This is a genomic window from Morganella sp. TYF_1, assembly GCF_043105645.1.
Taxonomy (GTDB): Bacteria; Pseudomonadota; Gammaproteobacteria; order Enterobacterales; family Enterobacteriaceae; genus Morganella; species Morganella morganii_B.
In genome coordinates, this window is record NZ_JBICLU010000026.1 from 661,357 (window position 1) to 688,351 (window position 26,995).

22 protein-coding genes are annotated in these 26,995 nt (G+C 51.6%); 8 read left to right on the forward strand and 14 right to left on the reverse strand.

All coding sequences use genetic code 11. From position 1 onward, the window contains the following. The first annotated feature begins 406 nt into the window (after window positions 1–406). Window positions 407–3,532 carry a ribonuclease E gene (rne, locus tag ACF8OF_RS16475; protein WP_392497159.1) on the forward strand — a complete coding sequence of 1,042 codons (3,126 nt, stop codon included), beginning with the start codon at window positions 407–409 and terminating at the stop codon, window positions 3,530–3,532. A 111-nt stretch (window positions 3,533–3,643) separates the two neighbouring features. Here the strand turns inward: rne and tmaR are convergent, their stop codons facing one another. Next, window positions 3,644–3,970: a PTS system regulator TmaR gene (gene tmaR, locus ACF8OF_RS16480; RefSeq protein WP_025154524.1), complete on the reverse strand. Its 327-nt coding sequence runs from the start codon at window positions 3,968–3,970 to the stop codon at window positions 3,644–3,646. Between the two features lie 277 nt (window positions 3,971–4,247). Between tmaR and sbcB the strand changes: the two genes are divergently transcribed. Continuing rightward, a complete protein-coding gene (gene sbcB, locus ACF8OF_RS16485; RefSeq protein WP_262882447.1) occupies window positions 4,248–5,666 on the forward strand; it encodes an exodeoxyribonuclease I in 1,419 nt (472 codons plus the stop codon). Between the two features lie 39 nt (window positions 5,667–5,705). On the opposite strand, the gene ACF8OF_RS16490 is transcribed toward sbcB, so the two are convergent. The 10 genes from ACF8OF_RS16490 to yieE all read right to left on the reverse strand — a co-directional run bounded on the left by ACF8OF_RS16490 (window position 5,706) and on the right by yieE (window position 18,998). Beyond that, the gene (locus ACF8OF_RS16490) at window positions 5,706–6,002 is read right to left on the reverse strand and encodes a hypothetical protein (protein ID WP_240182743.1); all 297 of its coding nucleotides are present in this window, start codon (window positions 6,000–6,002) and stop codon (window positions 5,706–5,708) included. Window positions 6,003–6,096: 94 nt separating this feature from the next. Further along, the gene (dld, locus tag ACF8OF_RS16495) at window positions 6,097–7,842 is read right to left on the reverse strand and encodes a D-lactate dehydrogenase (RefSeq protein WP_262882448.1); all 1,746 of its coding nucleotides are present in this window, start codon (window positions 7,840–7,842) and stop codon (window positions 6,097–6,099) included. 114 nt (window positions 7,843–7,956) lie between these two features. Further along, entirely contained in the window at window positions 7,957–8,742 is a 786-nt protein-coding gene (locus ACF8OF_RS16500; RefSeq protein WP_262882449.1) for a TSUP family transporter, read from the reverse strand. A 123-nt stretch (window positions 8,743–8,865) separates the two neighbouring features. After that, complete coding sequence (locus tag ACF8OF_RS16505) at window positions 8,866–10,245, reverse strand: APC family permease (protein WP_025152654.1); 1,380 nt, start codon at window positions 10,243–10,245, stop codon at window positions 8,866–8,868. Window positions 10,246–10,827: 582 nt separating this feature from the next. Further along, complete coding sequence (locus ACF8OF_RS16510; RefSeq protein ID WP_392497160.1) at window positions 10,828–12,801, reverse strand: ligand-gated channel protein; 1,974 nt, start codon at window positions 12,799–12,801, stop codon at window positions 10,828–10,830. 279 nt (window positions 12,802–13,080) lie between these two features. Next, window positions 13,081–13,899, reverse strand: a complete 819-nt coding sequence (locus tag ACF8OF_RS16515) for an ABC transporter ATP-binding protein (protein ID WP_349467713.1) — start codon at window positions 13,897–13,899, stop codon at window positions 13,081–13,083. A 1-nt stretch (window position 13,900) separates the two neighbouring features. Then, on the reverse strand, window positions 13,901–14,998 hold the full coding sequence (locus ACF8OF_RS16520) for an iron ABC transporter permease (protein WP_262882452.1): 1,098 nt from the start codon (window positions 14,996–14,998) through the stop codon (window positions 13,901–13,903). A gap of 28 nt (window positions 14,999–15,026) precedes the next feature. Further along, the gene (locus ACF8OF_RS16525; protein WP_392497362.1) at window positions 15,027–16,118 is read right to left on the reverse strand and encodes an ABC transporter substrate-binding protein; all 1,092 of its coding nucleotides are present in this window, start codon (window positions 16,116–16,118) and stop codon (window positions 15,027–15,029) included. Between the two features lie 344 nt (window positions 16,119–16,462). Continuing rightward, window positions 16,463–17,944, reverse strand: coding sequence for an amino acid permease (locus ACF8OF_RS16530; RefSeq protein WP_143971320.1), 1,482 nt, complete (start codon window positions 17,942–17,944; stop codon window positions 16,463–16,465). A gap of 187 nt (window positions 17,945–18,131) precedes the next feature. Continuing rightward, entirely contained in the window at window positions 18,132–18,998 is an 867-nt protein-coding gene (gene yieE / locus ACF8OF_RS16535; RefSeq protein WP_262882453.1) for a DNA-binding transcriptional regulator YeiE, read from the reverse strand. Window positions 18,999–19,179: 181 nt separating this feature from the next. Between yieE and ACF8OF_RS16540 the strand changes: the two genes are divergently transcribed. Both ACF8OF_RS16540 and nfo read left to right on the forward strand, forming a co-directional pair. Then, window positions 19,180–20,268 (forward strand): YeiH family protein, encoded by a 1,089-nt coding sequence (locus tag ACF8OF_RS16540; RefSeq protein WP_392497161.1) that lies wholly within the window; start codon window positions 19,180–19,182, stop codon window positions 20,266–20,268. A 110-nt stretch (window positions 20,269–20,378) separates the two neighbouring features. Further along, the gene (gene nfo, locus ACF8OF_RS16545; protein ID WP_262882455.1) at window positions 20,379–21,221 is read left to right on the forward strand and encodes a deoxyribonuclease IV; all 843 of its coding nucleotides are present in this window, start codon (window positions 20,379–20,381) and stop codon (window positions 21,219–21,221) included. Window positions 21,222–21,227: 6 nt separating this feature from the next. Here nfo and fruK read toward each other — a convergent pair whose 3' ends face one another. Then, a complete protein-coding gene (gene fruK, locus ACF8OF_RS16550) occupies window positions 21,228–22,166 on the reverse strand; it encodes a 1-phosphofructokinase (RefSeq protein ID WP_072870617.1) in 939 nt (312 codons plus the stop codon). Window positions 22,167–22,404: 238 nt separating this feature from the next. Here fruK and ACF8OF_RS16555 point away from each other — a divergent pair, with 238 nt between their 5' ends. From ACF8OF_RS16555 to yeiP, 3 genes are all read left to right on the forward strand, one after another. Continuing rightward, on the forward strand, window positions 22,405–22,827 hold the full coding sequence (locus tag ACF8OF_RS16555; protein WP_279798476.1) for an NUDIX hydrolase: 423 nt from the start codon (window positions 22,405–22,407) through the stop codon (window positions 22,825–22,827). A 161-nt stretch (window positions 22,828–22,988) separates the two neighbouring features. Further along, the gene (gene mtr / locus ACF8OF_RS16560; protein ID WP_262864721.1) at window positions 22,989–24,236 is read left to right on the forward strand and encodes a tryptophan permease; all 1,248 of its coding nucleotides are present in this window, start codon (window positions 22,989–22,991) and stop codon (window positions 24,234–24,236) included. A 151-nt stretch (window positions 24,237–24,387) separates the two neighbouring features. Then, complete coding sequence (gene yeiP / locus ACF8OF_RS16565) at window positions 24,388–24,960, forward strand: elongation factor P-like protein YeiP (protein ID WP_349467708.1); 573 nt, start codon at window positions 24,388–24,390, stop codon at window positions 24,958–24,960. Between the two features lie 91 nt (window positions 24,961–25,051). Here yeiP and ACF8OF_RS16570 read toward each other — a convergent pair whose 3' ends face one another. Together ACF8OF_RS16570 and ACF8OF_RS16575 are read right to left on the reverse strand one after the other, a co-directional pair. Beyond that, window positions 25,052–25,390: a type 1 fimbrial protein gene (locus tag ACF8OF_RS16570; RefSeq protein WP_279798473.1), complete on the reverse strand. Its 339-nt coding sequence runs from the start codon at window positions 25,388–25,390 to the stop codon at window positions 25,052–25,054. Window positions 25,391–25,566: 176 nt separating this feature from the next. Next, entirely contained in the window at window positions 25,567–25,896 is a 330-nt protein-coding gene (locus ACF8OF_RS16575) for a type 1 fimbrial protein (RefSeq protein ID WP_025152640.1), read from the reverse strand. A 369-nt stretch (window positions 25,897–26,265) separates the two neighbouring features. Between ACF8OF_RS16575 and ACF8OF_RS16580 the strand changes: the two genes are divergently transcribed. Beyond that, a complete protein-coding gene (locus ACF8OF_RS16580; protein ID WP_279798467.1) occupies window positions 26,266–26,979 on the forward strand; it encodes a phosphatase PAP2 family protein in 714 nt (237 codons plus the stop codon). Window positions 26,980–26,995 lie beyond the last annotated feature (16 nt).

Consider the following 26,995-nt stretch of genomic DNA (forward strand, 5'->3'; position numbering starts at 1 on the left):
TTAACGTCATTAACAAATTTCTGCACAAATTTCACCGAAACATGCAATGTCACCTTGCTATAACCACACCGGCAATGGAATAATGCATGCGCCGATTTTGGCAAAACAGATATTTTATCTTTGTCTGACCGATGACAACGCAGCAATGGCGTAAGACGTTATTTCCGGTCAGATAATCAGCGGGCTGCGGGTTGCAGCTTACCGGGCCGGTATCGCGTATAAACGTGATTTTCAGCCGGCAACGGGGATTCAGACAAGACTGAACCTCACCGACACAATTTGCACCTCTATACGATCGACAGCCGGGAGGCTGACGGTGCGGTAAAAGCCACGAGGTCATCGGTTCCGGTAGCAACGAAATTGCCCGCAGCGCACTAACTAAATGAAAAAAATTGAGTAACTTATAATGAAAAGAATGTTAATCAACGCAACTCAGCAGGAAGAGTTGCGTGTTGCCCTTGTTGACGGGCAGCGCTTGTATGATCTGGATATCGAAAGCCCCGGTCACGAACAAAAAAAAGCAAACATCTATAAAGGGAAAATCACCCGTATTGAACCGAGTTTAGAAGCTGCTTTTGTTGACTATGGCGCAGAGCGTCACGGTTTCCTTCCCGTCAAAGAAATTGCCCGCGAGTATTTCCCCGCTAATTACCACGCTTCCGGCCGCCCGAATATCAAAGATGTCCTGAGAGAAGGTCAGGAAGTCATTGTACAGGTGGACAAAGAAGAGCGCGGGAATAAAGGCGCGGCACTCACCACCTTTATCAGCCTGGCCGGCAGCTATCTGGTTCTGATGCCGAATAACCCGCGTGCCGGGGGTATTTCCCGCCGTATCGAAGGGGATGACCGCACCGAGCTGAAAGAAGCCCTGTCCGCGCTGGATATCCCGGAGGGTATGGGTCTGATTGTCCGCACCGCCGGTGTCGGTAAATCGGCTGATGCCCTGCGCTGGGATCTCGAATACCGTATCAAGCACTGGGAAGCCATCAAAAAAGTTGCTGAAGGCCGCCCTGCTCCGTTCCTGATCCATCAGGAAAGTAATGTTATCGTCCGTGCGTTCCGTGATTATCTGCGCCCGGACATCGGTGAAATTCTCATCGATAACCCGAAAATTCTGGAACTGGCACGCAAGCACATCACCGCTATCGGTCGTGCCGATTTTGCCAGCAAAATCAAGCTGTATCAGGGCGAAGTGCCGCTGTTCAGTCATTATCAGATCGAATCGCAGATTGAATCCGCTTTTCAGCGCGAAGTCCGTCTGCCGTCCGGCGGTGCGATTGTTATCGACACCACCGAAGCCCTGACCGCTATCGATATCAACTCCTCCCGCTCAACACGCGGCGGTGATATCGAAGAAACCGCGTTTAACACCAACCTGGAAGCGGCGGATGAAATCGCCCGTCAGCTGCGCCTGCGTGACCTCGGCGGCCTGATTGTTATCGACTTTATCGATATGACCCCGGTCCGCCATCAGCGCGAAGTGGAAAACCGCATGCGCGAGGCCGTCCGTCAGGATCGCGCCCGTATCCAGATTGGCCGCATTTCCCGCTTTGGTCTGCTGGAGATGTCCCGTCAGCGTCTGAGCCCGTCACTGGGTGAATCAAGCCATCATGTGTGTCCGCGATGCAGCGGTACCGGGACTGTGCGTGATAACGAATCGCTGGCGCTCTCCATTCTGCGTCTGATTGAAGAAGAAGCGCTGAAAGAGAACACCCATCAGGTACATGCGATTGTACCGGTGCCGGTCGCCTCTTATCTGCTGAACGAAAAACGCCAGGCGGTCAGTGCGATTGAAGCACGCCAGGCCGGTGTCAGCGTGATTATCGTGCCGAACAACCAGATGGAAACCCCGCACTTCCGTGTGGTCCGTGTCCGTAAAGGTGATGAAATCGGTACCCTGAGCTACCGTTTGCCGGAGAAATACGACGCGGAATCCGCTGCCGGTGAAGAAGAGGAAACTCAGGAACGCCGTGCGCCGGAACAACCGGCTATCAATGCCTTTGCTATCACCTCCGATGCACCGGTACCGGCACAGACTGCCGCAACCCGCAAACCGGAAAGCAAACGCGATAACCGTCAGGACAAACAGGCACCTGCGGCTTCTGAAGGTGGCTTCTTCAGCCGTTTCATCAAAAAACTGTTCGGCTCCGCACCTGCTGTACCGGAAGAAACTGAACAGAAAGAGAAAAAACAGACTAACGACAACAACCGCCGCGGCGGGAATGATCGTAATAAACAGCGCCGTAACCGCCGTGATCGTAATGATCGCAACGGCGAACGTACCGAGCGTGCTGACCGTCCTGAGCGCAGTGATAACGAATCGCGCAACAAACGCGATCGCGATACGGTGAATGAGCCGCGTAAAGGCCGTAATCAGAATACACCGAACGACGATCTGACACCGGAAGAGCTGGCCGCCCGCGAAGCACAGCAGCAGTTACGCCGTGAACAGCGTGCAGAGCGTCAGCGCCGCCGTCAGGACGAAAAACGCGCCCAGCAGGATGCGAAAAAACTGCGCGCCCAGCAGGACGAGCAGGATGCCCTGAACAGTGACGGAAATACGGAAGATGATGATGCACCGACGCCGGTTCGTCAGCGCCGTACCCGCCGCCAGCTGAACGGCTCTGTCCGCGTCACTGACGGTGAAACGCAGACCAAACCGGCTGTTGCAGCACCGGTTCCGGTTGTTATTGATGATGCCCCTGCGGCAGTTCCTGCGGATACCGGGGCACCGGCAGCGGCTGAAAGCAATGGTGATGAAGCACACAGCGACAACATCCTGCCGCGCCGCTCCCGCCGTTCACCACGTCATCTGCGGGTGAGTGGTCAGCGCCGCCGCCGTTACCGTGAAGACCGTCAGCTGACGCAATCTCCGGTTCCGCTGGAAATGGCTGTGTTCTCACCTGAACTGGCTTCCGGTAAAGTGTGGATCCAGTACCCGGTTGTAACACCGGCTGCACAGGCAGAACAGGAAATCGCCGCTGAGACACCGGAAATCACCGAAACAACCGCTGTGATGACAGAAACCACCGTTGTTGCTCAGGTGATGACTGAAGCGGCAGAAGCCACTGTTGCGGCAGAACAGTGCTCTCTGACTGTCGAGTCTGAAGCACCTCAGACCACGGTGCCGGAAGAAACACCGGTTGCGGATACTGTCACTGAATCTGTACCGGCAGAAGAGCCTGTACAGGAAACGGCTGACGTTATCGCTGATGAGCCTGTTGCTGTCACAGAACCTGTTGCACCGGTTGTTGTTGCAGAACCGGAAGTGATTGCAGAGCCTGAACCGGTTGTTGTGGCAGAGCCTGTTACCGCACCGGTTGCGGCAACGGTTACTGAAACAACCGTCGTTGTGGCCGGTCGCCATGCTTATTCACCGATGACCAAAGCCCCTGCTCCGGCAACCACCGGCGAAGCCTTTGTTATCACCGAATATCAGCGCGAAGCCCGCGAAGCCTATGCGCTGCACGGTGCCGGTGGTCATGCTGCCACTAACCATGCAGCATCAGAGCCGTCAAAAACCCTGCTCTGATAATCCGCACTGAACTGAAAATGGCTCCCCCCGGGAGCCATTTTTTTATGACAAAAGATAAAAAAAACCGTGAATATTCAATTCACGGTTTCTGCTGTTCAGGTTATGTGATTACTTGATATCTTTGATATCGCCCATTGCCTTGAGTTCTCTGGAGATTTCGCGGCGCTCTTTTGACAGATCCGCATTCTTGATAATGTACTCATCCACACGATCTTCATAGTCACTGCGCATATTAGCAATGATGGCCTGGATATCCTCAATGGACATACCCGGCTTGATGTAATCACTCAGGTTATCAAGCAGAAGTACACGTTTCTGGTTATCACGAATTTTCTTTTCGTTGTCAGTTATTTCACGCAGTATTTTGTTTTTACGGCGAAACATACGAACGAACTCCAGGACATTGTGAAAGGAAGGCTTGGTTGTGTTGTCCATTATTCTACCCTTAGTCATATCTGAAATGTGATTCATTAAACAATACAGGTTAACCATGACTGCCGACAAGCACTTCCGCCGGTTTTCATCAGTTTTATTCAGTGTAGCGTATTTCTGTGCGGAATTGTTTCAGCTGATATAAATTTCATACAAATTACCGTCATTTTGTGAGATCTGCCATCAAATCGCATTACGGGAATAATCAGGACTGAAATTGGTATTTTGTCCGCGATTTGTTACCCTGTAGCCCATCCTTTATCAAAAAACGGGCCATACGGTGTCTTCAGCACAATTTTTCTTTCACGATTACGAAACCTTCGGGCAGGATCCTGCCGGTGACCGCCCGGCGCAGTTTGCCGGTGTCCGCACGGACAGTGAATTCACGATTATCGCCGACCCGGTGATCGCCTACTGCGCCCCGGCGGATGACTATCTGCCGCAGCCCGCGGCGGTGATGATAACCGGCATCACGCCGCAGGAAGCCCTGCAGAAAGGCGTTAATGAGGCGCAATTTGCCCGGCTGATTCATGACACCTTTACACAGCCGGACACCTGTATTCTCGGCTATAACAGCATTCGTTTTGATGATGAAGTCACCCGTAATATTTTCTACCGGAATTTTTACGACCCGTATGCCTACAGCTGGATGAACCGCAATTCCCGCTGGGATCTGATCGATATCACCCGCGCCTGTTATGCGCTGCGTCCGGACGGTACAAACTGGCCGGAGAATGACGAAGGACTGCCGAGCTTTAAGCTGGAGCATCTGACCGCTGCCAACGGTATCGCCCATGAAAACGCCCACGATGCAATGGCGGATGTGTATGCCACCATTGCCATGGCAAAACAGCTGCGCGGCGCACAACCGCGTCTGTTCGATTATTTCTTCAGTCTGCGCGATAAGCGCAAACTCGCGGCACTGATTGATATTCCGGCCATGAAACCGCTGGTACATGTCTCCGGCATGTTCGGGGCTGTCCGTGCCAATACCAGCCTGGTGGCACCGCTGGCGTGGCACCCGGATAACCGCAATGCTGTGATTATGTGCGACCTCGCCGGTGACCTGACCCCGCTGCTGACGCTGGACGCGGATACCCTGCGTGAGCACCTGTACACCCGCCGTGATGACCTGCCGGAAGGCGCATCTCCGGTACCGCTCAAACTGGTGCATATCAATAAATGCCCGATCCTGGCACCGGAAAATACCCTGCGCCCGCAGGATGCACAGCGTATCGGATTGGATAAAGACCGGTGTGCCCGTAATGCAGAGTTGCTGCATCAGCATCCGGAGATCCGCGAGAAAGTGGTGGCGGTTTTCGCACAACCGCGTGAATTCCCGGTGCAGAATGATGTCGATCGCATGATTTACCAGGGCTTTTTCAGTGAGTCAGATAAAGCAGCCATGACCATTATCCGCGAAACAGATCCGAAAAATCTGCCTGCACTGGCACTGAGTTATCAGGATGCCCGTCTGCCGGAATTACTGTTCCGCTACCGCGCCCGGAATTTCCCCGGCACACTGGACGAACATGAGCAGCAGCGCTGGCTGGCCCATCGCCGTGAGGTGTTCAGTCAGGATAATTTGACCCGTTATTTCGGACAGATTGGTGAAATGATGCAGGAATATCAGCATGATGCAAACAAGACAGAATTACTGAAGAAGCTGGTGCAGTACGCGCAGCACCTGGCAGAATAAGCAGACAGACCGCCGGGAGCAGCACTCCCGGCGGTAAAATTACCCCGCTTTATTAACGGTATAAAATACCCTGCACAGGGATTCCCTGTACTTCGGACAAACAGAGACCATCCGCGTGCGGCTCTCTGTATCCCGTCCCAGTTCTTTCAGCACCCCTTTGGTGATCAGCGAATCTGCACTGCTGTGCTTGATGCCGATACTGACATTTTCATCACGGGCATTCAGGATATAGACAATCAGCGCCCGCTCATCGGTGCTGAGGTTATGCAGCACCTCTGCTTTATGGCACTTGACCTGAACCGCTTTGCCGAAGGCATTTTTGAGTCTTTTAAACATAATCATCAGTAATCAGGAAGAAAAGCTGATTATAGTGAATTTAATCCCTTATTAACATTCATGGTTTATACTGATTTTCTGTGCTTCTGAAAGATCATTTCTGATGCTGACTGCAACTGCACCCTTCATGTCCTTCCCCCCAGTATTTTAATTTACTGGTTTTGCCCAGCCCCGGATTCAGGGTATTGGTCGGGTCGGTGGCTTTATAGAAAGCTTTCAGTTGTGGTTTGGCTTTATACAGATGACCCACATTATGCTCTGCCGGATATTCCGCCCCGCGCGTGTTGAGGATTTGCAGCATCTCCTCTTTCAGCGCATGCGGATCCACGCCTTTCTTCACAATATAATCCTGATGGAAAACGTGGCATAAAAAATGTCCGTAGTAGAGTTTATGCACCAGTTTGCTCTCAATTTCCGGCGGCAGGACTTCCAGCCACGCCTGATCATTACGGCGCAGTGCAATATCCAGCGCAAGAATATCCTCGACTTTACTGCTGTTAACCGCATGATAACGGATGGCGGCACCGGCAGCCACAAAACGGTGCAGGAAGGCATCTGCCCCCTCTTTGGCATCACACTCAAAGAAGCCACCTTCTGCATTTTCAAAGAAACTGCTCAGCCAACTGCGGGCTTCATCAATGCCTTCACCGGCCATTTTCAGCATCAGGTGATGTTCATATTTATCGCGGTACTCTTCCATCCGGCGCGGCAGATGGTTCGGCCATAAATGGCTGAATAACTGCATTGTGCGGTCGATCAGATTTTTCGGCAGCAGCGGAATTTTATTGAAGATGGCATCCATCCGTCCTTTGATGGTGAACAGTTTCGGCATTTTTTCGGTGCCGAGCTTGTCGATCGTCAGGAAGCTGTCTTTACCGTACACTTTTGCGATGTCATAACACTCGCGGTGCATATATTCCCCGGCCACCGGCAGATGTTTAAAGTTGGCGAGAATATGGCGGCGGATATCTTCCAGTACCGATGGGGTATTGGTGCCGATATAGAAGACTTTGTTTTCGCCCTGTGACGGGAACGTATCCAGGCGCACCGCAAACACCACCAGCTTACCGGCACAACCGGAGGCTTCAAACAGACGGCGTTCATCGGCGTTAAAGCGGGACGGGGTATCCGCATCCACATCACGGATACGCTGATGATAATCATGGTCAGAAGCCGGCTTATCCGTATCCTCAATATCCGCATCCTGATACTGCCGGTATTCCAGGCAATTCAGAATCTCTTCCGGGGTGGAGCCCAAATCAATCCCCAGATGGTTGACCAGTTCTGCGGTGCCGTCCGCATTAACACGACCGTACAGCGCCAGTTCGGTATAAGCAGGACCGCGCTGCACCAGCGAACCGCCGGAGTTATTACAAATCCCGCCGACCACGGAAGCCCCGATACAGGAAGAACCAATGACGGAATGCGGTTCACGACCCAGCGGTTTCAGGACTTTTTCCAGATGCCACAGCGTGCTGCCGGGCAGTGCCACCACCTGCTGCTGTTTTGTCAGAACCTGAATTTTATCCAGGCGCAGCGTGCTGATAATGATAATTTCGCGGTCATAATCATCCCCGCTCGGGGTGGAGCCTTCCGTCAGACCGGTATTGGCTGCCTGCATGATCACAATTCTGTCAGCCTCAACAGCGGCTTTAAACACCTGCCACAATTCATACAGTGTCCCCGGGAACACCACCGCCAGCGCGCTGCCTTCACCGGAACGGAACCCCTTGCGGTAGCGCTCCGTCTTACGCGGTTCTGTTAAAATGTGTTTGTGGCTGACAATATCTGTCAGTGTCTGAATAAGACGTGCGCCGTCAGGTTGCTGACTGTTGATCATACATTCCCCCGCTCAGGTTACTTATAGTTCGCTAAATAATCATTATGCCCCTTATTTTATTTATAATACAAATACTATTTTTAACAAATTTAACAGATTAACCACGACGCCGGCTTACCTGAACAGGTTGATCAGCAGCGTCATCATCATGATGCCGACTGTCAGGATCAGGATTTTACGGACGATTTCACCGTTAGTGCGAATAGCATGCTGACTGCCGAAGTGATTCCCGAGCAGACTGGCGGCGATCATCGGGATACTGAGCAGAAACGCGATATGTCCGGCCATAATAAAGGCGACCAGCCCGCCGACATTCGACGCCAGGTTAAAGATTTTTGAGGTGGCGGAGGATTTCAGTAAATCGAGGTTATTGATCAGAAACAGACAGAGTATAAAGATACTGCCGGTGCCCGGCCCGAAAAAGCCGTCATAGAAACCAACAATAAAGCAGGTGAAAAAGACCAGCCACACCGATTTCCGTACTGTGCTGCCCTGTCGGGCACCACCCAGTTTCCCCTTAAAGAAGGCGGCCAGCAGGCCGATCGGCAGCATACAGATAATAATATAGGTAATCGTTTCAGACGGCAGATATATAATCGCTTTCGCACCCACCCAGGCCCCGAAGAACGATGAAATAATCCCAGCAGGAATTATCTGCCAGTAAACCGATTTATTTTTGATGAAATTAGAAATGGCCGCCAGTGTCCCGACAGAACTCACCAGTTTTTCCTGACCCAGTGCCATATGCGGTGGCAAACCGGTCAGCATAAAGGCCGGGATCAGAATCAGCCCCGCGCCGCCTGCAATAGAATCAATATACCCGGCGACAAAAGAGGCGATCACCAGCAGTGCCAGTCCCGCATAAAAATAATCCGCCATCAGGCTGTGTTCAATATACATCCCTATCCCTTAATTATTATCATTTTCTATACTTTCATAAGGTTACTATACGCGATTACCTATAAAAAAACGGCGCACAGCATCAAACTGTGCGCCGTTTTCACGACATAACTGCTTAAAGACTTACTTTTCCGGCATCTGCGGCATCGGGCGGCGGAAACGACGGGTCAGAAACAGCATATAGATCAGACCCAGTGCGCCCCAGCTCAATCCCAGTTCCATCGATTTCGCATCGAGGTTGAACCAGAGCACGGTCACTGTCGCGGCACCGATAACCGGCAGCAGCAGATAGTTGATCTGGTCGCCCAGCGTCTTGTTGCGGCGCTCGCGGATATAGAACTGTGAAATCACAGACAGGTTGACGAAGGTGAACGCCACCAGTGCCCCGAAGTTAATCAGCGCGGTTGCGGTAACCAGATCAAACCAGACTGCACTCAGTGCCAGCACACCGACCAGCAGCACGTTCAGTGCCGGGGTGCGCCATTTCGGGTGTACGTAGCCGAAGAATTGCTCCGGGAACACACCGTCACGGCCCATCACATACATCAGACGGGATACCCCTGCCTGTGCCGCCATACCGGAAGCCAGTACGGTGACGCAGGAGAACACCAGAATGATGGACTGGAAGAAGGCACCGGCCACCATGTACATAATTTCAGGCTGTGACTCTTCCGGATTATTGAAACGGGACACATCCGGGAAATAGAGCTGCAGGAAATAAGACACCGCGATAAAGATCAGACCACCAATCAGAGCGGTCAGGAAAATCGCTTTCGGGATCACTTTCCCGGCATTCGGTGTTTCTTCTGACAGTGAACTGATACCGTCAAATCCTAAGAAGGAGAAGCACAGTATGGTCGCCCCGCTTATCATCGGGATCAGTTCCGCATCAATGGAGGCAAACGGACGGAAAGAGAGCAGCGTACCCGCCCCTTCACCCGCAGACACACCACGGACCAGCAGACCGACAAACACAATCATCACCGCAACCTGTACCAGTACAATCCCGGTATTGAGGTTTGCCACGACATTGATGCCGCGCAGATTAAATAATGTCATCAGGAAAACCAGACCCGCGACGAAAATCCATGCCGGACAGTCGGGGAAGATGGCCTGAAGATAAATTTTTGCCAGCAGAATGTTGATCATCGGCATGAACAGGTAGTCCAGCAGTGATGACCAGCCGACCATAAAGCCGATATGCGGGCTCATGGATTTCTGGGCATAGGTATACGCCGAGCCGGCAGACGGAAACCGTTTAACCAGTTTTCCGTAGCTCAGCGCAGTAAAAAGAATGGCTGTCAGTGCGATAGCATAAGAAGTCGCAACATGACCGCTGGTAATTTCGGACACAATCCCGAAGGTATCAAAGATAGTCATCGGCTGCAGGTAAGCAAGCCCCATCATGACAACCTGGACGAGAGTCAGTGTTTTTGCGAGTTGTACGCGGTTATTGGCAGCTGTACGGTTCAGGCCAATATCGAGGGCGGTATTATCCGACATGAGCGAATCCTCCCGTAACACCGACAATCATACTGATACTACTATCAGATGGCGTGTTACCGGGAAGACTTCGCATCTGCCTGTAGGCAGTGAAGTAAGAAGAGGTTTGGGGTGCTGAGCAGGAGCGCCGTGCTCCGTAGTCATCGTTGCAGCAGCCAGCGCCGATTGGCACAGGTGCAAAAGTGAAAAATTGCGCCATTTATCGCATCCTCATACCGGTGTTTATCGTCCGGTGTCATTCAGTAAACAGTTATCCGGCCTATCGGCCCCTTTTTTTGTCGGTGACAATATTTTAGTGCAAAAAAAAAACCGATGCGTATAAATGCATCAGTTATTTTTTTGGATGGCGCATTCTGCACCCCTCAGTCATAAATTTCAAGCTTTGTTCGCCCTGAACCGGTAATTTTTTTCTATACCTGTTTAGCGACAGAATTTCCGTGACGAAACTTTGAATATTTATAGCCGGAACGTTAAAAAATCCCGTTGTTTGTATATTTTACAGTCACTCTGCCTGCCATAAAAAAACACGGCGTCCGGAAAAGGACGCCGTGTTTCGACACATAATAATGAATGATAGTTACATCAGAAATTATAGTTCAGACCGATGTTGTAACGGCGGCCATCCAGTGTGGCACCGTAATTTTCAGTATCAATACGGCGATCCAGCACGTTATACACACCCGCCACAACGTTCAGGTCTTTATTCAGCTGATAGCTGCCGCCGATATCCACGGTGGCATAGGAACCGGTTCCTGTTGCCATGCTGGTGCGGGACAGGTAATCCGACGTTTTACCGCGGAAGTTTACCCGGCTCCAGGTTTTGATATCCTGCGTGGTATCCCAGTTCAGTGTGGCGTTAGCCATATGTTTTGGCGTCTTATTCAGCGGTTTACCTTTAAATTTACCGCTCTTCTGTTCAGAATCAGTAAAGGTATAGTTAGCCGTTAAATCAACAGACTCAACAATCTGCCAGTTCATAATCGCTTCAACACCGCGCATATTGGCTTTATCAACGTTTTCACGTTCGCTCACAAAGTCATATAACTCGCCGCGTCCATCAGCTAATGTACATTTTCTTTCTGCACCTGTGCCGCAAAGGCGGGTTTCAGTGATCTTATCTTTAAAGTCAGTGTTAAAGACTGTCAGGCTCATATTGAGATCATCCTGATTGTTCCACAGCACACTGATCTCTTCGGTAACACTTTTCTCTGGCTTCAGATCCGGATTACCGAAAATAACCGCATTTGAGTTACCACCACCGGTTGCCTGTCCCCACGATGCCGTTGCCTGACGCAGATCCGGTGAACGATAACCGGTGGACACCCCTCCTTTCACCGTCCAGCTCTCATCCAGATGCCATACACCGTAGACACGCGGTGTCCAGTGTGTTCCGTAGTTTTCATCCTTATCCATACGCAGGCCGCCGGTCAGAGTGAAATCATTGGTCAGTGCCCAGTCATCTTCCGCGAACAGCGCCCAGCTGTAGCGATCGAGTTTATTACCATCCAGTTTGTTGCCTTTATCTTTCAGCTCTTCGAATCGGTACTGACCACCGAGGCTCAGCATATGATCGCCGAGCGGCATAACCGTCTGGTTACGGGCGATGGTGTCGTAATACTCCATATTACGGCCCGGGTTTTTGGTTTCATTACGCTGAACATAGCTGTTCATGCTGCCCCAGTCGTAATTACCGTCATGGGTAATCGCATACTGCGTCATTTCATACTTGCTGAAACTGCTGGATTTTTTCTTTTTGCTGGATTCTGACGCACTTTTTTCCCAGCGGGAATCACGGTGCTGATTATCTTTTTTGAAATCAAAATCGATGCTGTTCTGCTCATCTGGCGTTAATGTCAGTGTACCGCCGCCGCTGGTCATGATCTGACGGTTAAAGCCGTTCGCGAAATTATCTTCCCCGCGATGAGAATACTGACCATTCACTTTCATGCTCAGCAGGTTATCCACCAGCGGACCGGCGGCGAAGAAACTGCCCTGTCCGGTGTTACCGCTGTCTTTGCGTTCGGTGATGGTTGCATCGGTACGAACACTGGCGTGCCACTCACCCTGCGCTTTCCGCGTGATAATATTGATAACCCCGCCCATGGCATCCGAACCATACAGTGACGACATCGGTCCGCGCACCACTTCAATGCGTTCAATTGCTGTCAGCGGCGGCAACCATCCCTGTTCAATACCGGAGTTATCACTATTAGGGCGCGTTTCGCGGCTGGCGACCCGTTTCCCGTCCACGAGGATCATGGTGTATTTCGGATCCATCCCGCGGATACTGATATCAGACGAGCTGCCGCCGCCGGTGACCACAACACCCGGCACATCTTTCAGGGCATCGGTCACATCGCGGTACGCTTTATCTTCCAGCTGTTCGCGTGAAACAACGGAGATAGTCGCCGCAGCATCCTCAATTTTCTGCTGGAAGCCGGATGCGGTGGTAACCACAATCACGTCTTCTTTATTTGCAGCCTGAGCAGCCATCACCTGAGCGGCGAGTGCTGCCATAACACATACCGCCACTTTTCGTTTTGAAAAAATAACCATTCTTTTGATTCTCCAAGAGATAATATATTTATGGACAATCGACATTCGCTCTCAGGGATTTATATCCCTTTTTTTTAAATAATAATGACCCTGCCATTGCAGGCATCCGTCATTATTTTAGTATTGCCTTTTATAAGGCTATTTGTTTTTATAAATAAAACTATACAGAAAACAGTAGATTATCAGTGCAGTGGTTCTATACGGCATGCAGATAATCACCCTCTGCGGAAATATATTCCGCAGAGAATAAAAAAGAATACGTAATATAAACCGGTTCTATTATGCCAGTGCCGCAACCGCGCGCGGCACCAGGCCATCAATCACAACATGCGGCACAGACTGTGAGCAGTGCTCAATACGGCCGCGTACACCATAAACGGTTGCCAGGCTCTCCGGGGTAATAACCGCTTCCGGATCCCCTTCCGCAATTAAATTCCCGTCTTTCAGCATTAATATATGATCACCGTGACGCAGTGCGATATTAATATCATGAACGACCACGACCGTAATAATATTCCGGCGTTGCGTTTCACGGCGCACCAAATCCATTACGTGGTACTGATAATTTAAATCCAGCGCACTTAACGGCTCATCCAGTAATAACAGGGTCGGCTGACGGATTAAGGATTGCGCCAGCCCGACTAATTGTTTCTGACCGCCGGATAACTGATCCAGATAATTCAGCGCCAGATGTTCAATCCCTAATTGTGACAGCAGAGACATCACTTCCTGCTCACTGTCGCGGTCAGAAATGCCGCCGGATGCCCGTTGTGCCACAATCACGGATTCCAGCACATGCAGATGCACACCTGCTGGCAGGGTCTGCGGCAGATAAACCACCTGCTTCGCGCGTTCGGCAAAATTCATCCGCATCAGGTCGTGACCGTCGAGCAGTAACTGCCCCTCCGCCTTATTCAGTCCGGCCAGGGAGCGCAGCAGGGTTGATTTTCCGCTGCCGTTCGGCCCGAGCAGCACGGTGATTTTACCGCGCGGCAAAGGCTCAACATTCAGGTCTTCAATGATTTTCCGTTTCGGATAACCGGCATTGAAGTGTTTAATCTCTAACCCGCTCTGCGCTGACATTGCATTCAAATCCATCTTACATGCTCCCCTTATGACGCAGGATCATGCTCAGGAAGAACGGCACACCTACCAGTGATGTCACAATACCAACCGGAATAATCACCCCCGGAATCAGGTTCTTCGAGGCAATGGACGCCATCGACAGTACCAGTGCCCCGATTAATGCACTCGCCGGCAGATAGAAACGGTGATCCTCACCAAACATCATGCGGGCAATGTGCGGCGCGACCAGGCCGATAAAGGCAATCGGACCGACAAAAGCCACCGCCAGTGCAGTCAGAATACTGATGCGCAGTAACGTACCGAGACGCAGACGGCGCACGTTAATACCGAAACTGACAGCGCGATCCTCACCGAGACGCAGTGCGGTCAGTCTCCACGAGTTACTCATAGAGATCGGCAGCAGAATAGCAAAGGCCAGTGTCATCACACCCAGTTTCACCCAGGTGGCACGCGCCAGGCTGCCCATCGTCCAGAAAACCAGACCCTGTAAAGTGTCTTCCGTGGCAATAAACTGCATCATGGACACCAGCGCGTTAAAGGTAAAGACCATTGCGATACCGAATAACACCACACCGGAGGTTGCGACACGTGTCCAGCGGGTGATGCCGTCGAGCATCAGCGCGGAAAACAGGGCAAAAATAAAGGCGTTCGCGGAAACAAACCATTGATCCGGCACGCCCGGAATACCGATCCCGAGGACTATCGCCAGCGCCGCACCAAACGATGCGGCGTTGGAGACGCCGAGGGTAAACGGACTTGCCAGCGGGTTATTGAGGATGGTCTGCATTTCTGCCCCGGCAAGGCCGAGGGACATACCGACCACCACCGCCATCAGGGCATACGGCAGACGGATTTCCCAGACAATCACACGGGTGCCCGCGGATACACTTTCCGGCGACACCAGGGTCTGCCAGAGGGCATCAAGGGTCAGCCCGGACGGCCCCATGGTGAAATCGAGCACCACGGTACAGAGTATTACCGCCACCACCGCACACATCCACATCAGCCGCCTGCGCAGTACACGCCGGTAATGTGATTTCACATCACAGCTTAATTCACTGCCTGTCTGTTCCGGCTTCGTCTGTAGCATTGCTTCTGTGGTAATACTCATTATTCAAATACCTGCTGACTACTTAAAATTATTTACCGCTGACCCAGTATGTACCTGTTGGTTCGACAGCCAGGAACTGACTGTACATGTCATCCATGGTTTTCTTCGGATCCAGATCGTTAAACTGCTCCGGATAGAACCACTTGGCAAAGACCTGCGCGGCAATCACGTTATAAGGTGAGTTATAATAGTTGTGCCAGATAGCATAGTCACGCCCTTCTTTCACTGCGGTCAGGGTATTGATGCCCTTACGCTCAGTAATGGCTTTCAGGCTGGTTTTGGCATCCGCTTCTGTGGCCTGCGCACCCAGCTGAACACCCGCATCGGTGCTGCCCGGGGCTTTCGCGCCGCTGACCAGATAAATATCCGGATCAACCGCAATCACTTTTTCCAGGTTCATGGTGCCCAGCGGGGTCGGCAGAACGTCTTTGGCGATATTTTTACCGCCCGCCACATCGATAAAGTTACCGAGGTTACCGTTACCGGCAGTACCGCAGCAGTCAGGGAAAGACCCGGCGCGCAGATCGATAAACACAGTCGGTTTTTTATCTTCCGGGATGTTGTCTGTCACGTCAGTGACTAACTTCATCTGCTTCTGATAAAAATCTTCAAAGGCTTTGGCTTTTTCTTCGCGGTGCAGCACTTTACCCAGCACACGCATACCCGGCAGGGTGTTTTTCAGCGGTTCGTTGCGGAAATCCACAAACACAACCGGGATACCGGCTTTTTCCAGCTGACCGACCAGTTCGCTGTTTTTACCCGGTCCGTGACCGGCCAGGCCGAAAATAGCCACATCCGGATTGAGGGTTAATACTTTTTCTGCACTGACGCTGTCCTCTGTCGTGTTACCGATCAGCGGGATCTTGTCGATTTCCGGGAATTTAGCTTTGTAGACAGCATAAGACTGCGGGTCGAGTTTGCGGAAATCCCCCTGCCAGCCGGCAATACGTGCCAGCGGTTTGTCCCCTTCCAGCAGAGCCACTGCGTGGATCATACGCCCTTCCCCTAACAGGATGCGCTCCACTTTTTCCGGTACTTCCACCGTACGTCCTGCGGCATCAACCACTGTTTCCGCCCATGCTGCGCTGCTCATCAGAACAGCCCCTGCTGCCAGGCTCATGGTCAGCCCTTTTGCTACAGATACTAATTTCACGTTACCGACTCCTGTTATCTGTCAGAAATTGGCGTTAACAATAAAGCAAATAAGAACTCTTATCAATATGGAATAATTATCTTCCTCATTACAATATTCGTTATCATCGGGTTGTAACGATATATCGAAATATAATCAGCAAGCAATGTCTGTTATTGATAGTTAAAACAACTGACTTAACGGATAAATGCAGTTTCAACCCGAGGATACCCCCGCAAAATCGGTAACGACAAACATAAAAAAAACCTGACCAATATCGTCAGGTTTTTTATCAATTTACGTGATATGTCACAAAACCGGGTCACACAGCCTTATTTATGGCTGGCCGGAAAGTCCATTTCGCCGTAGCGGACAAACTTAGTACGCTTAACAATTTTATAACCAAACCAGATGGCGAAGAACAGCGGCAGACCGATATACGTCGCGACCACCCCCACCCAGTCAATCTGATCCTGCAGGAAGGCTTCGTAATTCTGGCCGAGCGTGATGGTCAGACACAGAATAAAGGCGAAGATCGGGCCGACCGGGAAGAAACCGGAGCGGTACGGCAGATCGTTCAGGTCATAGCCCTGCTTAATGTAGCCTCTGCGGAAACGGTAGTGGCTGATGGCAATCCCCAGCCAGGCGATAAAGCCGGTCATCCCCGAGGCATTCAGCAGCCACAGGTATACAGACTGGTTGCCGAACATCGATGTCAGGAAGCAGAGAGCGGCGATCACCGTCGTGGCAATCAGCGCATTACGCGGCACACCGCCTTTGGACAGTTTGGCAAACAGTTTCGGTGCTTTGCCGGATTTCGCCAGGGTGTACAGCATACGGGTGGAGGCATACATCCCGGAGTTACCCGCAGACAGTACTGCTGTCAGGATAACGGCGTTCATCACCGCTGCCGCAGAGAGCAGACCGGCGCGTTCAAAGACCAGGGTGAACGGGCTGACGCTGATATCGGTTTCATCATTACGCAGCAGGTTCGGGTCGGTGTACGGGATAATCAGGCTGATCACCAGAATCGCCAGCACATAGAACAGCAGGATACGCCAGAACACTTTACGCACCGCTTTCGGAATATTTTTGGCCGGATCTTTGGATTCACCGGCAGCGATACCGATAAGTTCTGTTCCCTGGAAGGAGAAGCCGACAATCATGGCCACCCCGATCATTGCGGCAAACCCGCCTTTGAACGGTGCCTCACCGACAGTCCAGTTATGCCAGCCCGCACCTTCCCCGCCTTTCATAATGCCGGTGATCATCATCACGCCGACAACAATAAATAGGATAACGGTACTGACCTTAATTAAGGAGAACCAGTATTCCGCCTCACCGAATCCTTTTACGGAAATAAAGTTAAGCAGGAACATGATGGCGAGGAACGCCGCACTCCAGACCCAGCCCGGGATCTGATCCGCCGGGAACCAGTAGGTCATCACCAGCTGTGCCGCCACCAGGTCAACCGCGATAGTCACTGCCCAGTTGTACCAGTAGTTCCAGCCCAGTGCGAAACCGAAGCCTTCATCCACATATTTGGCACCGTAAGTGGCAAATGAACCCGATACCGGCATATAAGCCGCGAGTTCGCCGAGGCTGGTCATCAGGAAATAAACCATCAGACCGATAATGGCATAGGTTAACAGCGCCCCGCCGGGACCGGCCTGGGCAACGGTGGCACCGGAAGCGACAAACAGCCCCGTACCGATAGATCCGCCGATGGCGATCATCGCCAGATGGCGCGCCTTTAATTCACGGCGCAGTGTCTGCGGTTGTTCACCCGCGCTTTGATTTGCTTGCTGAGACATTACAATCCTGTTTCATGTAGTTATTTTTCATCCACTGAGCGTGATTGTAGCGAAATCCCGGGACTGTACCCAGCAAATATGCGGCATTATAAGATACCTGCATAATCGCTGCGGAATTATAAGCACCCGGCTTATAATTGCCTCAGCTGCCCGCCGGAAACCGGCGGCAGAAGAAACAGATGCCGCGTCAGCGGCAATAGGTCAGGAAGGTATTGAGAGCGTTGGAGATATGCTTCTGGCGGTGATAAATCCGGAAAAGTGTGCGGTTGAGGGTAAGCCCGGTAATTTTCACCTCTGACAGCAGCCCGTTACTCAGCTGTTCGGCAATCACCCGCCGCGACAGACAACTGACCCCGCGCCCGAAGCGTACCGCGTGTTTGACGGCCTCGGAATTCCCCAGCTCCATTTCCACGCGGAAACCGGGCAAACGGTTAAAGAGGATCTGATCCAGTACTTCCCGCGTACCCGAGCCGCGCTCACGCAGAACCCAGGCCACATCGTTCAGATCAGACAGAGTGAGATTGTTTTTCTGACTGAGCGGGTTATCCGGACTGCAGAAAATCACCAGTTCATCTTCCAGCCACGGCTCGGTAATCAGTTCCGGGGAATGGCAGACCCCTTCGATAAGCCCCATATCCGCACGGAACTCCAGCACGGCTTTAATCACTTCCTCCGTATTGGCGATAAATAATTCAACCTGTGTATTTTCATGCACCGCACGGTATGCCCCCAGCATTTCCGGCAGCATATAGTTGCCGATGGTGGTACTGGCCGCAAAACGCAATGCCCCCGCATCGGATTTAAACAGCTGTTCAATTTCACCGGCCTGCTCAAGCAGAGCAATGGCCTTCGGATACAGCAGCCGCCCGTGCTCATTGGTCACCAGACGTTTACCGACCCGGTCAAATAACTGAACATTCAGCTGATTTTCCAGATCTGTCAGAGAGGCACTCACGGCGGACTGTGAAAGCGCTAACTGCTGGGAAGCTTGTGTCGTCGAACCGGACTTCTGAACTTCTGTAAAGACTTCGAGCTGTCTCAGTGTGATGCGCATGGCAAAGCGCTCCCTTATTTCATTCCGATTATTATCATCATATTAACATTATACTTATAATTTAACATTGCCATTACCGCTAACCTGATTTTTAGATTAATTATAGAATTATTATCAATTTTAAAAATATTACGCTTTCCGCTATGCTTTGCCCATCGTTATTCCTTTTTGTGAGTTACTTATGTCTGAAAGTCATATCAAATCTGAAAAAGCCTGCCATACAGCAAAACCGAAGTGGCTGAGACTGCTTCCGGGCTTTGTCCTGGCAGGGATTCTGACCACCGCGGCGATGCTGCTCGGGGAAATGCCCTGGTTTATCAACCTCGGGCTGGGCGCACTGACACTGGCTATTCTGCTGGGGATTATTGCCGGTAATACCGTTTACCCGCATATCAAACCGCAGTGCGAAGCCGGGGTCGGTTTTGCCAAACACTATTTTTTACGGGCGGGGATCATCCTGTACGGCTTCCGTCTGACATTTCAGCAGATTGCTGATGTCGGGATCAGCGGTGTGATTATTGATGCCGTGATGCTGACCAGTACTTTTCTGATCGCCATGTATATCGGCCGTAAATGGTTCGGGCTGGACAGAGAAACCGTCATTCTGATTGGTGCCGGCAGCAGTATCTGCGGTGCGGCAGCGGTGATGGCAACTGAGCCTGTGGTGAAAGCCCCGGCAAGTAAAGTGGCCGTTGCAGTCTCTACGGTGGTGATTTTCGGTACCATCGGCATCTTCCTGTACCCGTGGCTGTTCCATCTCAATGCCGCACTGGGCTGGCTGCCGTTCAACGACATGAGTTTCGGGGTGTATGCCGGGTCTTCCGTACATGAAGTGGCCCAGGTGGTGGCGATTGGTCATGCCATAAGCCCGGATGCGGAAAACAGCGCCGTGATCAGTAAAATGATCCGTGTGATGATGCTGGCACCGTTCCTGCTGATCCTGTCTCAGTATCTGAGCCGTCAGAAAAGCAGTGCCGGGGGCGCGGCGAAGGAAAAATCCAAAATCACCATTCCGTGGTTTGCCGTCTTCTTTATTCTGGTGGCCGGATTTAACTCCTTCCATCTGATCCCGGACATTATTGTCCGCCAGATTATCGTGCTCGATACCATTCTGCTGGCCATGGCCATGGTGGCACTCGGTCTGACCACTCACGTCAGTGCTATCCGTCAGGCCGGTATCAAACCGATGCTGATGGCGCTGGTGCTGTTCGTCTGGCTGATTGGCGGTGGTGCGGCAATCAACCTGCTGATCCCGCTGATCACCGGCTGATCATCCCTCCCTTTCTTTCAGTGATATCCCGGTTGTGCGACCGGGATATCCTGTCACTGCATTCTCCGGTTCCTTATGCCATAATCGGCACCAAAGAAGGAGAAAAACCAATGAAATATGTCGGAGCACATGTCAGCGCCGCCGGTGGTGTTGATCAGGCGGTTATCCGGGCGCATGAACTGGGGGCAACCGCATTTGCCCTGTTCACCAAAAACCAGCGCCAGTGGAAAGCCGCCCCCCTGCCTGAAAACGTCATCGCGGCCTTTAAGGCTAACTGCAAAAAATACGGCTACGGCCACGGGCAGATCCTGCCCCACGACAGCTATCTGATTAACCTCGGTCATCCGGAAACGGAAGCACTGGAAAAATCACGTGAGGCATTTCTTGATGAATTGCAGCGCTGCGAACAGCTCGGTATCGACCGTCTGAATTTTCATCCCGGCAGCCACCTCAATAAGATTGAGGAAAAGGCCTGTCTGGCGCGGATCGCGGAATCCATTAATATTGCGCTGGATAAAACCCGCGGTGTGATTGCCGTGATTGAAAACACCGCCGGACAGGGCAGCAACCTCGGGTTCCGCTTTGAGCAGCTGGCCGCCATTATTGAGGGTGTTGAAGATAAATCCCGCGTTGGTGTCTGTATCGATACCTGTCATGCGTTTGCTGCCGGCTATGATCTGCGGACAGCGGAAACCTGCAAAACCACGTTTGCGGATTTTGAACGCATTGTCGGGTTTGAGTATCTGAAGGGCATGCACCTGAATGATGCAAAAAGTGAGTTCGCCAGCCGCGTTGACCGTCACGACAGTCTCGGTCAGGGTAAAATCGGCAATGCGCCGTTTGAATTTATTATGAAGGATAACCGGTTCGACGGTATCCCGATGGTGCTGGAAACCGTAAATCCCGATATCTGGGCACAGGAAATTGCCTGGCTGAAATCGCTGGAGAAATAACCCGGATTATACCACCGGGCTGAGTTTGATTTTTGCCATCATTGCCGCCAGTTCGGCGCGGTCACGGACACCGACGCCGGGCTGGCTCACGGCCAGTGCAGACACCGCTGTCGCCATCCGCAGCGTGTGTTCGCTGCTCTGACTCATCAGCAGGCCGTATACCAGGCCGCCGACCATCGAATCACCTGCCCCGACAGTACTCACCACCTCACAATGCGGCGGCAGCGCCCGCCAGGCACCGGACGCATTCACCCACAGCGCGCCTTCCTGTCCCAGCGAAATGACCACATGAGCAATGCCTTTATCACGCAGGGCATGAGCGGCATTAATCACATCTTTCAGTTCCGGCAGCGGTTTCCCCGCCCAGACCTCAAGCTCATGACGGTTGGGCTTCACCAGCCACGGCGTGGCTTTCAGACCAGCCACCAGCGCCTCACGGCTGCTGTCAAAAATAATGCACGGGCACAGCTGGCGCAGACGGCTCATCCAGGTGGTAAACCACGCCGGATCCACACCTTCCGGCAAACTGCCGCTGACCACCACCATATCGAACTGCCCGAGCCAGGTCAGCGAATCCGCCATAAATTTCTGCCATTCGCTTTCGGTGATACGGAAACCGGAGAAATTCAGATCCGTCACCGAGCCGCTGTTTTCGGTCAGTTTCACGTTGATCCGCGTGCGTCCCGGGATCACATGAAAACGGTTTGCCAGCCCGTTTTCACTGAAAAAATGCTGGAATTCTTCCTGATTATCTTTCCCCAGAAAGCCGCTGACAGTCACGTCCACCCCGAGATCTCTCAGGACTTTAGCAACATTAATGCCTTTTCCCGCAGGATGTAACCCGACCGTTCTGACACGGTTCACCTCGCCCGGGACAAGGGACGGACACATCCCCACAAGGTCATAGGCCGGATTTAAGGTAATTGTGGCGACTCGACGGGTCATCAGCCGGGTGCTCCCTCTGTTATTTTTGGCTAACGGGTTATAATCATTAGTAATATTATGCAGCATGATACAACAGCTGCTTTTGAATCGTTTCAGTTATAACACAGACAGGCAGATATTCTATGCTCTGAATCATTCATTTTGCAGGAAGATATTGTCAAAAACAGACAGGCTGTCACTCCGGCGGGCAGCAGTGTACCATAGCGCCCGCAATCTGATTAAAAAGAAGGAAAAAATAATGTCAGTCGTCGTCGGTACCGGGGTGGTTATTGTCAACAGCAAAGGTGAAGTGCTGCTGGGTAAACGCAGCGGCAAGCATGCGCCATACTGGTCCATTTTCGGGGGACATGTTGATCCCGGTGAAACCTTTGAAGCCTGCGCCATCCGTGAAATTCAGGAAGAGATCGGCATTACCCTTACTGACCCTAACGTTATCGGGCTGTGCAATAACCTGGAAACATACCGGGCAGAAGGCAAGCATACGGTGTCTGTCTGCCTGCTGGCACACTATGACAGCGATACGCTGCCGGTGATTCAGGAGCCGGATAAATTTGACGGCATTATCTGGTGCTCTCCGGACAATCTGCCGGAACCGCATTTTGAAGCCAGCCGCAACGCCATTCATCTGTGGCAGACCGGTCAGTTTTATCTGACAAAATAATCCGTTACATGCCGCACCTGAATACCGGGGCGGCAATTGCGCATTTATCACCCAATCACACACAATTACGCGGATTTATCAATTTATCTGCTTTACAACCTTTTTTTGCCGCCGTATCATCAAGCTAGTACACGGAGCTGAGTAACCGGAGGATTTATTTAATGAGCAGCGACGCAATAACACAAACCAAACGCCCTTCCGTCCTGGGCGGTGCCATGATTATCGCCGGTACCGCTGTTGGTGCAGGCATGTTTTCCATCCCTGTGATGACAGCGGGTGTCTGGTTTACCGGCTCCGTTCTGCTGCTGATTTACACCTGGTTTTGTATGTATACCTCCGGGCTGATGATCCTCGAGGCAAACCTCAATTATCCGTCAGGCTCCAGTTTTCACACCATTACCAAAGATCTGCTGGGTAACGGCTGGTCAGTGATTAACGGGCTCTCCATTGCTTTTGTGCTCTATATTCTGACCTATGCGTATATCTCGGCGGGTGGCTCGATGTTACAGGAGAACCTGGCAGCACGCGGGCTCAATATCACCCCGGCAATGAGCGGAATTTTCTTTGCCGCCGTGGTGGCGGTGATTGTCTGGATTTCCACCAAAGCCGTTGACCGCCTGTGTACCATTCTTATCGGCGGGATGGTGATTGCATTTGTGATGTCCGCCGGCGGTATGATCACGGAAGTGAAAACCGCGGTGTTATTTAACACACAGGAGCCGGAAGCCCGCTATCTGCCGTATGCGCTGGTGGCGCTGCCGTTCCTGCTGACGTCATTCGGCTTCCACGGTAACGTGCCGGGCCTGGTGAAATATTACCGTAATGACGCGAAATCCGTGGTACGCAGCCTGCTTATCGGCTCCCTGATTTCACTGGTGATCTATATCTTATGGCAGCTGGCCGCCCAGGGTAACGTCCCGCGCGAAAACTTTAAGCAGGTTATCGCGGAAGGCGGCAATATCACCGCGCTGTTAAACCAGATGAAAGCGGCCATCAACAGTGACACCACCGTGCAGTTACTCAATGCCTTCAGTTATATGGCGCTGGCCAGTTCTTTCCTCGGGGTGTCACTGGGGCTGTTTGACTATATCGCAGATTTCTTTAAGTTTAAGGATAACGGCACCGGTCGCCTGAAATCCGCCGTATTTACCTTTGTTCCGCCGGCGATTCTGGCCGTGCTGTACCCGAACGGGTTCCTGTATGCCATCGGCTATGCCGGGCTGGCAGCAACTATCTGGGCGGTGATTGTCCCGGCGCTGATGGCAAAAGCCACCCGCCGCCGCTTCCCGCAGGCAGCCTACCGGGTGCCGGGCGGCAATGCGATGATCATCTTTATCATCCTGTTCGGACTTCTCAATGCCGTCACACATATTTTATCCATGATGGATCTCCTGCCGGTTTACCGCTGATTTCACCCTGATATCACACCCGCTGCATTTCTGCAGGCGGGTGTGATAATTTGGGCTTGCACATTGGAAAAACTGCGAGTAATTTTGTCGCCAATCCGCAGGCTTTAAGGCCTGCTTTACTATTGATATTTATTATGTAACGGGACAAATTATGGCAAAAGCCAATGAAATTAAACGCGGAACCGCAGTGAGCTATAATGGCAAACTGCTGATGGTCAAAGATATCGATGTCCAGACGCCAAGTGCCCGCGGGGCCAGCACCCTGTATAAAATGCGTTTTACTGATGTCCGCACCGGTCAGAAAGTGGAAGAGCGTTTTAAAGGCGATGATATTATCGAGACCATTACCTTAACCCGCCGCGCTGTTCAGCTCTCTTATGTTGACGGTGATGAGTATGTCTTTATGGATGATGAAGACTTCACGCCGTATCCGCTGAAAAAAGATCAGATCGAAGAAGAACTGCTGTTTATTCCTGAGGAAGGCCTGCCGGGTATGCAGGTACTGACAATGGATGGCCAGGTGCTGGCGCTGGAGTTACCGCAGACTGTCGATATGGAAATAGTTGAAACCACCCCCGGCATCAAAGGGGCATCCGCCAGTGCGCGGACCAAACCGGCAACCATGCCGACCGGGCTGGTGATTCAGGTACCTGAATACCTGAGTAACGGTGAAAAGATCCGCATTCATATCGCGGAACGCCGTTATATGGGCCGCGCGGATTAATTCCCGCAGCCGGTAAAAACTGCCTGTTACCGGGTTACCGGTTTTCTGCACATTGCGGAGACCGGCTGACCCGCCGTCCTTTTCCCGTCCTTCAGAAATAATCCACCCGCAGATACGCTTCACGACGCTCTTCATTCAGCACCGAGTAAGACGTGCGCCCCATTGACTGCGGCAAACGCCCCCGGGCAAGTTCACCTTCGGCGGTATTATCCTGCATACTCGCGGGTTCACCGTTGCGCAGACAACGGTATTCAAACGACGGCTGACTGTTCTGCGGTTTTTCCGCTGTCAGGACACTGACTTCACAGGCGGCATTCACCACGCTGCCGGACAACAGAATCGTTCCTTCACTGACACCGGATGCCGCACCCGGCATGATAACTGACAAGCTTAACAACATACCGCTGAAAATAGCCTTAAGATGATTCATCACAGGCACCTCACTGTTGTTTCGTCGGATTGACGACCAGCGTGTTAACGTTACCGCTGTACCTGTTATAACGCGCCCGGCACAAAAAAAGAAGAGGAAACCGATATCGTGGTGTGATGCATCACACGATTTTTCCGGTTTCCTCTGCATGCATGAATGGTGATTCTCTGTCTGTATTACAGATAACTGACAACAACCATAGCGAGCTGCTTACTGTCATCCAGCCAGTGGAGTTTTGCATCGCCCATATTAGCCGGTATCAGATCGGACACTGACCGGGTATCACGGGTAATGGTCTGAGTATTCAGCCGTTCTTTTTTCATTCCGGAACGGTAACAGCGGGAACTGATGTCATTCGTCTGAAAGTCCATTGTGCAGGGGCCTTCAACAATCGCACCGTGGAAAATAATCACACCGGATGCAGACTGGCCTTTACTTTCAGCTGCAACAGCAAAACTGCTCATCAGTAAACCAGCGGCCGTGATAAAGAACTGTAACTTTTTCATAACATACCTCTTCGGATAAGTATTCCCGGAGGCAGTCCGTTTTACTGCCGGGATGAAAAATATTCGCTTATTCTTTATCGACAATAAGTCAGTAATCTTTAACTGCGACATAATAAACGACGTGCTCAGATCATATCATCAAGTATTATATTCCCGGTTATCCCATATGATGACACTTACACGTTCTTATTATCTTAAAATTCTTCTTTAGAAAAATTATAGCCTGCCTATTCTATACGGCAAATTACACATAAAATTAATACCTATTTTCCCCTTTTTTTGTAAAACACGGTGTCTGTTTTCCTGACAGACTATAAAAGACAGCTTATGGCTGCTTTACATATGTTATAAACAGGTTAAATCACCATCGTGCAACGTATTCTATATCCGCTTTTTATCAGTCTCGCCGGTACCCTGCTGTTCCTTTCCTGGTACCTTCCGGTTGACCACGGCCTGTGGGCAGAGCCTGATCACGCCATCTTCCGTTTTTTCAATGATCCGCTCGCCGATCAGCATTCATTGGCTGTCTTTATTGCCGTCATCAATAATCGGGCGTTTGATACCGCTGCACTTCTTCTGATGGGACTGGTTTATTACGCGGCTTTCCGCAGGCAGGACCGCGCCGGGAAACGCCGTCTGGTAATGGCAGGTGTTGTCATGGTAATAAGTGCGGTACTGATTAATCAGGCCGGACAGGCAATTCCTTTTAACCGCCTCAGCCCGACACTGGCACTGGATTCTGTTCATCGTGTCAGCGAGATTACCGGGATCTTTACAAAAGATGCCTCAAAAAGCAGCTTTCCGGGCGACCACGGACTGATGCTGATCATTTTTGCCGCTTTTGTCTGGCGTTATGCCGGATTGCGTTATTTTGCGGCGGCGGTTTTACTGATCATTATCTTTTCCTTACCCAGGATAATGGCCGGTGCACATTGGTTCAGCGATATCATGGCCGGTTCACTGTCACTGGCACTCATTACAGTCCCCTGGATTTTACTGACACCGCTGAGTGATTGGTGTGTCAATTTTCTGGTACGCCGTATGCCCCGTCCGGCCGATATGACAAAGAAAAATTCACATTAGTGAAACATATTTGACA

Bases quoted from the DNA above. Each gene is read 5' to 3' on its own strand.
- yeiP (WP_349467708.1), top strand. From the start codon at position 24,388: ATGGCAAAAGCCAATGAAATTAAACGCGGAACCGCAGTGAGCTATAAT.
- ACF8OF_RS16575 (WP_025152640.1), bottom strand. From the start codon at position 25,896: ATGAAAAAGTTACAGTTCTTTATCACGGCCGCTGGTTTACTGATGAGC.
- ACF8OF_RS16510 (WP_392497160.1), bottom strand. From the start codon at position 12,801: ATGGTTATTTTTTCAAAACGAAAAGTGGCGGTATGTGTTATGGCAGCA.
- mtr (WP_262864721.1), top strand. From the start codon at position 22,989: ATGAGCAGCGACGCAATAACACAAACCAAACGCCCTTCCGTCCTGGGC.
- nfo (WP_262882455.1), top strand. From the start codon at position 20,379: ATGAAATATGTCGGAGCACATGTCAGCGCCGCCGGTGGTGTTGATCAG.
- fruK (WP_072870617.1), bottom strand. From the start codon at position 22,166: ATGACCCGTCGAGTCGCCACAATTACCTTAAATCCGGCCTATGACCTT.
- ACF8OF_RS16530 (WP_143971320.1), bottom strand. From the start codon at position 17,944: ATGTCTCAGCAAGCAAATCAAAGCGCGGGTGAACAACCGCAGACACTG.
- dld (WP_262882448.1), bottom strand. From the start codon at position 7,842: ATGATCAACAGTCAGCAACCTGACGGCGCACGTCTTATTCAGACACTG.
- tmaR (WP_025154524.1), bottom strand. From the start codon at position 3,970: ATGGACAACACAACCAAGCCTTCCTTTCACAATGTCCTGGAGTTCGTT.
- ACF8OF_RS16500 (WP_262882449.1), bottom strand. From the start codon at position 8,742: ATGTATATTGAACACAGCCTGATGGCGGATTATTTTTATGCGGGACTG.
- ACF8OF_RS16540 (WP_392497161.1), top strand. From the start codon at position 19,180: ATGTCTGAAAGTCATATCAAATCTGAAAAAGCCTGCCATACAGCAAAA.
- ACF8OF_RS16525 (WP_392497362.1), bottom strand. From the start codon at position 16,118: ATGAGCCTGGCAGCAGGGGCTGTTCTGATGAGCAGCGCAGCATGGGCG.
- ACF8OF_RS16490 (WP_240182743.1), bottom strand. From the start codon at position 6,002: ATGTTTAAAAGACTCAAAAATGCCTTCGGCAAAGCGGTTCAGGTCAAG.
- ACF8OF_RS16520 (WP_262882452.1), bottom strand. From the start codon at position 14,998: ATGAGTATTACCACAGAAGCAATGCTACAGACGAAGCCGGAACAGACA.
- ACF8OF_RS16505 (WP_025152654.1), bottom strand. From the start codon at position 10,245: ATGTCGGATAATACCGCCCTCGATATTGGCCTGAACCGTACAGCTGCC.
- ACF8OF_RS16570 (WP_279798473.1), bottom strand. From the start codon at position 25,390: ATGAATCATCTTAAGGCTATTTTCAGCGGTATGTTGTTAAGCTTGTCA.
- yieE (WP_262882453.1), bottom strand. From the start codon at position 18,998: ATGCGCATCACACTGAGACAGCTCGAAGTCTTTACAGAAGTTCAGAAG.
- ACF8OF_RS16555 (WP_279798476.1), top strand. From the start codon at position 22,405: ATGTCAGTCGTCGTCGGTACCGGGGTGGTTATTGTCAACAGCAAAGGT.
- ACF8OF_RS16515 (WP_349467713.1), bottom strand. From the start codon at position 13,899: ATGGATTTGAATGCAATGTCAGCGCAGAGCGGGTTAGAGATTAAACAC.
- rne (WP_392497159.1), top strand. From the start codon at position 407: ATGAAAAGAATGTTAATCAACGCAACTCAGCAGGAAGAGTTGCGTGTT.